General features: G+C 73.6%; 7 protein-coding genes. 5 read left to right on the forward strand and 2 right to left on the reverse strand.

Annotated features, from left to right (window positions below; translation table 11 throughout):
- Positions 1-20: 20 nt before the first annotated feature.
- From ACZ6EJ_RS23010 to ACZ6EJ_RS23025, 4 genes are all read left to right on the forward strand, one after another.
- Complete coding sequence (locus ACZ6EJ_RS23010) at positions 21-773, forward strand: TIGR03089 family protein (protein WP_469269635.1); 753 nt, start codon at positions 21-23, stop codon at positions 771-773.
- 188 nt (positions 774-961) lie between these two features.
- Positions 962-2,458 (forward strand): LCP family protein, encoded by a 1,497-nt coding sequence (locus ACZ6EJ_RS23015; protein WP_469269636.1) that lies wholly within the window; start codon positions 962-964, stop codon positions 2,456-2,458.
- A gap of 224 nt (positions 2,459-2,682) precedes the next feature.
- Entirely contained in the window at positions 2,683-4,485 is a 1,803-nt protein-coding gene (locus ACZ6EJ_RS23020; RefSeq protein WP_469269637.1) for an LCP family protein, read from the forward strand.
- A gap of 64 nt (positions 4,486-4,549) precedes the next feature.
- Positions 4,550-6,235 (forward strand): LCP family protein, encoded by a 1,686-nt coding sequence (locus ACZ6EJ_RS23025; RefSeq protein ID WP_469269642.1) that lies wholly within the window; start codon positions 4,550-4,552, stop codon positions 6,233-6,235.
- A gap of 60 nt (positions 6,236-6,295) precedes the next feature.
- Here the strand turns inward: ACZ6EJ_RS23025 and ACZ6EJ_RS23030 are convergent, their stop codons facing one another.
- A complete protein-coding gene (locus ACZ6EJ_RS23030; RefSeq protein ID WP_469269638.1) occupies positions 6,296-7,321 on the reverse strand; it encodes a glycosyltransferase family 2 protein in 1,026 nt (341 codons plus the stop codon).
- Positions 7,322-7,452: 131 nt separating this feature from the next.
- Between ACZ6EJ_RS23030 and ACZ6EJ_RS23035 the strand changes: the two genes are divergently transcribed.
- Entirely contained in the window at positions 7,453-8,985 is a 1,533-nt protein-coding gene (locus ACZ6EJ_RS23035; RefSeq protein WP_469269639.1) for an LCP family protein, read from the forward strand.
- Positions 8,986-9,015: 30 nt separating this feature from the next.
- Here the strand turns inward: ACZ6EJ_RS23035 and ACZ6EJ_RS23040 are convergent, their stop codons facing one another.
- Positions 9,016-9,564 (reverse strand): acyl-CoA thioesterase, encoded by a 549-nt coding sequence (locus ACZ6EJ_RS23040; RefSeq protein ID WP_469269641.1) that lies wholly within the window; start codon positions 9,562-9,564, stop codon positions 9,016-9,018.
- Positions 9,565-10,013: the final 449 nt, after the last annotated feature.

The following is a 10,013-nucleotide window of genomic DNA, read 5'->3' on the forward strand; positions in this document are numbered from 1 at the left end:
CCCCGCGTACGCTTGCGCGGGTGAACGCCAGCGACCGTACCCCCGCCGACCTGCTGCGATCCGCCCTCGCCGCGGACCCGGCCCGCCCCCTGGTCACCTTCTACGACGACGCCACCGGAGAACGCGTCGAACTCTCGGTGGCCACCTTCGCCAATTGGGTGGCCAAGACCGCCAATCTGCTCCAGGGCGACCTGGCCGCCGGCCCCGGCGACCGGCTCGCCCTCCTGCTGCCCGCCCACTGGCAGTCCGCGGTGTGGCTGCTCGCCTGCTCCTCGGTCGGCGTCGTCGCCGACGTGCAGGGCGACCCGGCCGCCGCCGACCTCGTCGTGACCGGCCCGGACACCCTGGAGCGGGCGCGGGCCTGCCGGGGCGAGCGGGTCGCCCTCGCCCTGCGCCCGTTGGGGGGCCGCTTCCCGCAGCCGCCCGAGGGGTTCGCGGACTACGCGGTGGAGGCGCCGAGCCAGGGCGACCGCTTCGCGCCCTTCGCCCCGGTGGACCCGGACGCGGCCGCGCTGGCCGTGGGCGGGGTCGAGCTGACGGGCGCGGGGCTCGTGGCCAGGGCCCGCGAGGACGCCGCCGCCCTCGGCCTCGTACCGGGTTCCCGGCTGCTCACCGGCGGCGGGTACGACACGTGGGAGGGGTTGAGCGCCGGGCTGTTCGCCCCGCTGGCGGTCGGCGGGTCCGTGGTCCTGTGCCGGCACCTCGGGCGGCTCGACGCCGACGGGCTGGCCCGCCGGATCGAGAGCGAGCGGGTGACCGCCACCGCGGTATGACAAGCGCTCCCCCGTGCACTCGTCCGGCCCACAGCGGGCCGAGTCCCCCGGCCCCGAGCGCCGGGGCGGGTGGATGATCGGCGTACGGACCACTGTCCCGGCAGTGCACCGCCAAGCGCGAGGTCCAGCCGTCCACCCCTGCGACCGGCGGCCCTGCGCGCCGCCGAACGCGAAGGACGGACGCAGACGTGACCGACAGTGCCGACCCGCCGGCCGACCCGGACCGCCCGGCCGGGGACACGCCGCAGGGCAGGTCGCGGGGAGAGCCCGGCCCCGAGGGGGGCGGCGCCCAGGACGGCCCGCCGCGTGAGCCGGAGGGCCCGCGCGCCGGACCGTCCGCGGGCGCTCGGGACGAGGGCCCGCGCGACGGCCCGGCGCGGGACGGGGGCGCCGCGGCCCCTGAGCCCGCGGAGCACGAGACCCCGGAGCACGAGACCGCGGCCCCCGAGACGCCGGAGCCCGAGACCGCGGCCCCCGAGCCCGTGGAGCCCGGCCCGGACCGGTCCGGGCGGGGCTGGTCCGACCGGCCCTCGGGGGCCGCGGGCGCCGGGGGCCGAAGGCGCTGGCTGCGCTCGTCCGCCCTCGCCGCCTCGCTCCTCGTGCTCGTCGCCGCGGGCGGGGGCTGGTGGCTCTACAACAAGCTCGACGCGAACATCACCACCGACACGGGCGCGGCCGCCGTGCTGGAGGCGTACGAGAAGGAGCGGCCGACGCCGATGGTGGTGGACGCCCGGAACATCCTGCTCATCGGCTCCGACAGCCGGGCCGGGGACAACCGGGAGTACGGCCGGGACGACGGCGGCAGCCAGCGCTCGGACACCACGATCCTGCTGCACCTCGCGGCGGACCGCGAGAGCGCGACCGCCGTCTCCGTGCCGCGCGACCTGATGGTGGAGATCCCCGCGTGCCGCGCCGAGGGCGGCAAGGAGACCCGCGGGCGGACGGGCCAGTTCAACTCGGCCTTCGAACGCGGCGGGACCGCCTGCACCATCCGCACCGTGGAGCGGATGACCGGCATCCGCGTCGACCACCACATGGTCGTCGACTTCAACGGCTTCAAGGACATGGTCGACGCCGTGGACGGGGTCGAGGTCTGCCTCAAGGAGCCGATCGACGACGCGGACGCGCACCTGCGGCTCCCGGCCGGGCGGCAGAAGCTGGACGGCGAGGAGGCCCTCGGCTACGTACGGGTGCGCAAGTCCCTCGGCGACGGCAGCGACACCGAGCGGATGGAGCGCCAGCAGATGTTCCTCGGCGCGCTGGTGAACAAGATGCAGAGCAACGGCGTGCTGCTCAACCCGACGCGGCTCTACCCGGTGCTGGACGCGGCGACCAAGTCGCTGACCACGGACCCCGGACTGGACTCGCTGCGCGACCTGTACGACCTGGTGCGCGGGATGCGCGACGTGCCGACCGACCGGGTCCAGTTCCTGACCGTCCCCCGGCGTCCCTACCAGAACGATCCGAACCGGGATGAGCTCGTCCAACCGGACGCGGGCGAGCTGTTCCGGCAACTCCGCGAGGACCGGCCCGTGACCGTGGTCCCGGCCGCCGAACCCAAGGGCGCGCAACGGGGCGAGGGAGCCGCGCGGGACGGCGAACCGGAGGGCGCGGCGTCCGCGAGTCCGACCCCCGCGCCGACCTATTCGGGGTCGAGCGCGGCCGATGACCCCTGCGCGCAGTAAAGCAATTCCCAAGTCAGAGAACACAATCGACGTGGAATGGGAAGAATGCCCGGTTGTAAGAGGCGTGGAATGTGTCACGCCCGTCGCTCGACGCGGAAGCGGCCGGATAGTGTGACGCGATCCGGTGCTTCCGGCCGTCAGGTCGTGCACTGCTGGAGCGAAGGAACGAGCGCCTTGCCGGGGGAGGGCGCCTCGCGTGGCACCGACGGAGGACTCAGGCAACCGTGGACGCGCATAGCCGTGGGCGGGCGGACGATATCGACCCCGCCGACCAGTGGGTACTCAACCCGCATACCGGCAATTACGAATTGCGACTGGATCACTCCGCAGGGGAGTCGCCCGCCGTCACGCGCACGGCCACGGCCGAGGAGGCCGACGGTTACCGGGAGACGCGGTCCGGCTCGTCCCACAAGGACCCCGACGCCCCCGCCGGGCGCGAGGGCCGCGGGGCCCGCAGGGCGGCCGGGTCGCGGGAGGACGCCGGGGACGGCCCGCGCCGCGGGGTGCCCAGCCAGCGCAGCCGGCGCACCCAGGGCGGACGCGGTGCGCAGCCGCCCGCTTCCGGCCGCCGCAAGCGCAAGCAGCGGAAGTCGCGCAAACAGGCGGCGCTGCTGTGGACGGGCGGCGTGGTGGCGTTCGCCGTGGTCGCCGGCTCGGCCGGCGCGTACGCGCTGTACCAGCGGTTCAACGGCAACATCGACACCGTGGACGTGGGCGACGTCGGCAGCAAGAACGTCGTCAGCGACGGCCCGATGAACATCCTGATCATCGGCACCGACAAGCGCACCGGCAAGGGCAACGAGAGCTACGGCGACCACGGCAGCACCGGCCACGCCGACACCAACATCCTGTTCCACGTCTCCGAGGACCGGACCAACGCGACGGCGATGAGCATCCCGCGCGACCTGGTGACCGACATCCCGGACTGCGAGACGAAGCGGTCGGACGGGTCGGTGGAGACGATCGCCGGCGCCCAGAAGGTCCGCTTCAACACCAGCCTCGGCCAGGAGGGCCGCGACCCCGGCTGCACCATGCGGACCGTCGAGGCGATCACCGGCGTGCAGCCCGACCACTTCATGATGGTCGACTTCAACGCGGTCAAGGAGCTGACGAAGGCCGTCGGCGGCGTCAAGGTCTGCATGGCCAAGCCGATCGACGACCCGAAGTCCCATCTGAAGCTGCCCCAGGGCGAGTCGAAGGTGCAGGGCGAGACGGCGCTGGCCCTGCTGCGCACGCGGGACAGCTTCGGCAACCGGAGCGACCTCGACCGGATCAAGGTGCAGCAGCAGTTCCTCGGCTCCATGATCCGCGAGATGAAGTCGAGCGACACCCTCACCAACCCGAAGAAGCTGTTCGACCTCGCCGACGCGGCCACGAACGCGCTGACGGTCGACCAGGGCATCGGCAGCCCGAAGAAGCTGATGACGCTCGCCCAGGAGATCGGGAAGGTCGACCCGAAGAACATCACTTTCGTCACGATGCCCGTCATAGACAACCCGGACGAGCCGAAGCCCGTCACCGTAGTCGTGCACCCCCAACAGGGAGACCAGCTCTTCGCGATGCTGCGCTCCGACACCTCGCTGACCGAGGTCAAGCAGAAGCAGAAGGACGCCAAGAACAAGCAGGCGGCCCTGCTCAAGGGCCCCAAGGCCGCCCCCGCCGACGTCCGCGTGGACGTCCTCAACGGCGGCGAGATCCCCGGCGCGGCGGGCGCGACCGTCACCTGGCTCCAGAACGAGCAGGGCGTGCTGAAGTCGGCCAACAAGGCCAACGCCCCCGAGAAGATCGACCGGACGACCCTGGAGTACGCGCCCAACCAGGCCGACCAGGCCCGTGCGCTGGCCGCGATGATGGGGCTGCCCGCCACCGCCCTGAAGCAGGGCGCCACCGACGCCCAGGGGCTTGAGGCGATGGTGCTCACGCTGGGGGCGGACTTCAAGGGCGCGGGCCAGCTCATCACCGGTCCGGCGAAGGCCCCGGAGGGGATTCAGCGGGCCAACGCCGACAAGGCCGAATGCGCCAAGTGACACCAGGTCACCGCGCCACAACGACAGTCTGAGACAGCAGGGGGGTCCGGTGGGACGGAGCAGTATGTCCGGGGAGGGGACGCGGCCGCGCGTGGGCGACGCGCACGCGGGCCGGGGGGAGGGCCCGTACGAGGGCGGCGGCGACGCCCCCGGCGACGGGGGCGTCGGCGGCCCGGCCGCCGACGGGGCGACGGGGCGCGTCCGGAGCGACGCCACGGACGCGGCCGGTCGCGGCGGCCGCCGCGCGCCGAAGGCCGGGAAGCGGCGGACCCTGCGCTGGAGCGCCGCCGTGCTCGCGGTGCTCATACTCGGGACCGGCGGCGCCGGTTACCTCTACTACGAGCACCTCAACGGCAACATCAGGAAAGAGGATCTGACCCTCGGCGACAAGAGGATGGCCGACCACAAGGCCAACGCCGCCGGGCAGACCCCGCTGAACATCCTGCTCATCGGCTCCGACGCCCGCGACACCAAGGCCAACCAGGCGCTGGGCGGGGCGCGGGAGACGTTCGGCGCCCCGCCGCTCGCCGACGTGCAGATGCTGCTCCACATATCGGCGGACCGCAGCAACCTCTCCGTGATCAGTATGCCGCGCGACACCATGCTCAAGATGCCGACGTGCACGGCCCCCGACGGCAAGGTCTTCCCGGCCTCCACCGGCGACGTGCAGACCAACCAGAGCCTGGGCCGCGGCGGTCCGGGGTGCACGGTGGCCACCTGGTACGAGCTGACCGGCATACGGATCGACCACTTCATGATGATCGACTTCGCGGGCGTGGTGGCGATGGCCGACGCGGTCGGCGGCGTCCCGGTCTGCGTCGACGCCAACCTCCACTCCCGCAACCCCGACGGCAAGGGCTCCGGGCTGAAGCTGGAGAAGGGCACCACGTACGTCAAGGGCGAGCAGGCCCTCGCCTGGCTGCGCACCCGGTACGGCTTCGAGGACAATACCGACCTCGGGCGCGCCAAGGCCCAGCACCAGTACATGAACGCGATGGTCCGCGAGCTGCGCAAGGGCACCAAGCTCTCCGACCCGGCGAAGCTGATGAAGCTGGCCGACGCCGCCACCAAGGCGCTGACGGTCGACAAGAGCATCGACACGGTCAAGAACCTCTACGACCTCGCCGAGGAGTTCAAGAAGGTCCCGACCGGGCGCATCACCATGTCCACCATGCCGAACGTCTACGGCACCGGGGTGAACAAGGAGCGGGTGTACCCGAAGCCGGGCGACGCGGAGCGGTTGTTCCGGATGGTCCGCGAGGACATACCGCTGGACGGCAAGGGCGGGAAGCCGAAGAAGAAGAAACCGCCGGTGGCCGTCGCGGACACGTCGGCGCCCGTCGCCGAGATCGCCGTCACCGTGCGGAACGGCACCGCCACCGACGCGCTCGGCCCCGCGCAGGGGCGGGCGAGCGAGGTGGTGGAGCTGCTGAGGACCGCGGGGTTCGGGAAGGCCGCCGTCGATCCGGCCAACGTGGCCGGTGCGGCGCGGACCGGGGTGCTGTATCCGAGCGCGGACCTGGAGGGCGACGCCCAGGCGGTCGCCAAGGCGCTCGGGATTCCGGCGACCCAGGTGAAGAAGTCCGCCGAGGTCTCGGGGATCTCGCTGGTCGTCGGCGCGGACTGGCGGGAGAGCGCGGCCGGGGCCTACCCCGTGCCCAAGGACGACGACAAGGCCCCGGAGTCGGCGGGCGCCCTCAACGGCGAGGAAGAGGCCTGCATGAAGGTCAACCCGGCCTACACCTGGTGAGGTGGGGGCGGTACGCGTGAGGGGCCCCACCGCCGGCGGTGGGGCCCCTCACGCGGTCGCTCAGACGGTCTCGCGCCCGGCGAGGGCGGGGCGGCGGCCGGCGATGACCCTCTTCGCCAGGGACCGGGGGCTGGTGAGGAAGCCGAACCCCCAGGACATGTGCATCGTCGCCAGGGCGACCGGGATCAGCGCGCGGGCCTTCAGCGGGAGCCCCTTGCCCGCGGGCAGCGATCCGGCGACGATCGCGGCCGCGTAGCCGCCGGGGACGACCAGGGCCCACGGGGTGAGCACCGCCCCCGCGACCAGGCCCGCCGCGATGGCGACGACGGCGGTCGGCGGGGCCAGGTAGCGCAGGTTGATGGAGCCGGAGTGGTAGCGCGCGACGACGTGCCGCCAGCGGCCGTAGTCCTTGTACTGCTTGGCGAGCGCCTTCACCGTGGGGCGGGGCCGGTAGCGCACCTTCAGCTCGGGCGAGAACCAGATGAGTCCGCCCGCCTCGCGGATGCGGTAGTTCAGCTCCCAGTCCTGGGCGCGGATGAACTCGACGTTGTAGCCGTCGGCCCGCTCCAGCGCCTCGCGGCGGAAGACGCCCAGGTAGACGGTCTCGGCCGGTCCCGCCTGCCCGCCGGTGTGGAAGGCCGCGTTGCCGACCCCGATCCGCGACGTCATCGCGGCGGCGACGGCGTCCTCCCACGCGTTCTCGCCCTCGGCGTGCATGATGCCGCCGACGTTCTGCGCCCCGGTCTCCTCCAGCAGGCGGACGGCGGTGGCGATGTAGTTCGGCGAGAGCATCCCGTGGCCGTCGACCCGCACCACGATCGGGTGGCGGGACGCCTTGATCGCGGCGTTGAGCGCGGCGGGGGTGCGGCCGGTGGGGTTGGGGACCGTGCGGACCCGCGGGTCCTCCGCGACCAGCTCGGCGGCGATGGCGTCGGTGCGGTCGGCGGAGGGGCCGAGCGCGATCACGACCTCCATCTCACCGGCGTACTCCTGCTCCAGGATGTGCCGGACCGCGTTCCTGAGATGGCGTTCCTCGTTGAGCACCGGCATGATCACGGAGACGGCGGGGCACTGCGCGGCAGACATGTGGTCCTCGGGGGGTCCTCGGGGGCGCCGGGGGTTCGCACTCCGCACGGCGGCGTTGTTCGGCCGCCACGTTACCGCGAACGGGGGATGCCGGTGCGCCCCGCCGGGTCGCGGACCGGGCCGGAGATCGTATGGGCCTACGGTGCGATGGTCCCCCTCGTACCGCGGAGGTGTCTCCCCCCGTGCCCGCGCCGCACCGCCCGCCGCACCCGTCCGCCGCTCCCCCGGGGCGCCGGCCGCCGCGGGGGACGGGGCCGGTCCGCGCCCGTACGCAGGACGAGCGGCCGCGCTGGGGGGTGCGGGCGGCCACCGTGCTGGCCGTGCTGGTCCTGGGCGCGGGCGGGGCCGGGCACGCCGTGGTGAGCGGCCTGGAGACGGGGATCGGCCGGGTCGACCCGTTCAAGGACATGAAGAACCGGCCGCGGGCGGGCCACGGCACCAATCTGCTGCTCGTCGGGACCGACGAGCGGGACACCGTCACCGCGGCCGAGCGGGAGAAGTACCGGCTGGGCGGCGAGCCGTGCCACTGCACCGACACGGTCATGCTGGTCCACCTGTCGGCGGACGGGCGGCGGGCGAGCGTGGTCAGCCTGCCGCGGGACAGCTACGCCGAGGCTCCCGCGCACACGGACCGCACCACGGGCGAGCGGCACGCCGCCCACCCGGTGAAGCTGAACGCCGCGTACGCCGAGGGGGGCCCGACGCTGACCGTGCGCACGGTCGAGCACATGACGGGCGTCAAGATCGACCACTATCTGGAGGTCGACTTCACCAGCTTCATGAGGACGGTGGAAGCGGTGGGCGGGGTGGAGATCTGCACGGCCCGGCCGATGAGGGACCCGTACACCGGCCTGGACCTGCCCGCGGGCACGCATGAGCTGGACGGCGGCCAGGCGCTCCGCTACGTCCGCTCGCGCCATGTGGACGGGGCCTCGGACCTCGGCCGGATGCAGCGGCAGCAGCAGTTCGTGGCGGCGCTGATCGAACGGGCGACGAGCAGCGGCGTCCTGCTGAACCCGGTGAGGTTCCGGGAGGTCGCCACGTCGGTGGTCGGTTCGATGCGGGCGGACGAGGGGTTCGGCACCCGGCAGATGCTGGCGCTCGGCTCGGCGGTGCGGAATCTGAGCCCGGCCTCGTCCGAATTCGCCTCCGTCCCCGTGGGCGACCCCGCCTTCCTGGTCGAGGGGATCGGTTCGACGGTGCGGTGGGACGCGAAGAAGGCGGAGAAGCTCTTCCGGGCGCTGCGCGAGGACGAGCCGCTGGCCCCGGCGAAGCCGAAGGCGGCGGCCGGCCCGGCCGTCGCGCCCGTGGAGGTCGCGCCGCGGAAGATCCGGGTGCAGGTCTACAACGGGACGGCTCGGGCGGGCCTGGGCCGGACCGCCGACGCGGAGCTGCGCGCCGCCGGCTTCGCCACCACCGGCGCCCCGCTCGACGGGGAGCGGCGGGACGTGCGGCGGACGCTCGTGACGTACGACCCGGACTGGGACCGGTCGGCGCGGTCCCTGGCCGCCGCCCTGCCCGGCAGCGAGCTGAGGGCCGTGCCGGGCCGGGGCGCGACGGTCGCCGTGACGGTGGGCTCGGAGTTCACGGGGGTGCGGCGGGTGGAGAGCCGGGAGCCGGGTGAGTTCGAAACGGTGCGGGGCGACGAGGCGGTGTGCCCGTAGGGCGGGGGCGTACGGCCCCGGCGGCGGGTCTCAGTCGTCGATGCCGTCGGCGGCGCGCTGCTCGCGCAGCTCCTTGATGGCGCGGCGGCGGGCGAGCCGGTGGGTGCGCCGGATCTGGGCCTCCTGGTAGCGCCGCTTGTCGCGCTCGGTCTCGGGGATCACCGGCGGTACGGCGCGGGGCCTGCCGTCCCCGTCGACGGCGGCGAAGACCAGGTAGGCGCTGCCGACCTGCTGGGCGGGGGTGGACTCGTTCCAGCGCTCGGCCATCACGCGGACGCCGACCTCCATGGAGGAGCGGCCGGTCCAGTTGACCTGGGCGCGGACGTGGACGAGGTCGCCCACGCGGACCGGCTCCAGGAAGACCATCTCGTCCATGGACGCGGTCACGGCGGGTCCGCCGGAGTGGCGGCCGGCCACGGCGCCCGCGGCGTCGTCGACCAGTTTCATGATCACGCCGCCGTGCACCGTGCCGAGGAGGTTGGTGTCGCTGCCGGTCATGATGTGGCTGAGGGTGGTTCGGGACGCCGAGGTCGGCTTGCCCGGTATCCCGCTCTCGGGGCAGGTGGCCTGATCTGTCATACAGTCCACCTTATGCGCGGCCCCTGGTCGCGCAGAATGCATCAGCTTCGCAACAGCCCCGGTGCGATTTCCCTTACACCCTGTAATACCGGTAGGGCAGGGCGGCACACTGGTGCGATGAACGATTGGCCCGATCGACGGACCGGCGACCGCAGCGAGCGTTACGGCCGGGGCAGTGCCGCATCCCAACCCGAGAGCGCACAGGCGATGCCGCATGTCCGGCGCCGCCCGGCCCCGCCCCCGCCGGTGCCGCAGGTGCCGCCGCAGAGCCAGGGGTACGACGACCGCTACGACAGCGCCGCCCCGCCCTTCGACAGCGACTACAACACCGGACAGGTCTACGGCGCCGGGGGGGGGGCGGGGGGGGGGGGGGGGGGGGGGGGGGGGGGGGGGGGGGGGGGGGGGGGGGGGGGGGGGGGGGGGGGGGGGGGGGGGGGGGGGGGGGGGGG

This window comes from Streptomyces sp. NPDC041970 (assembly GCF_055588985.1).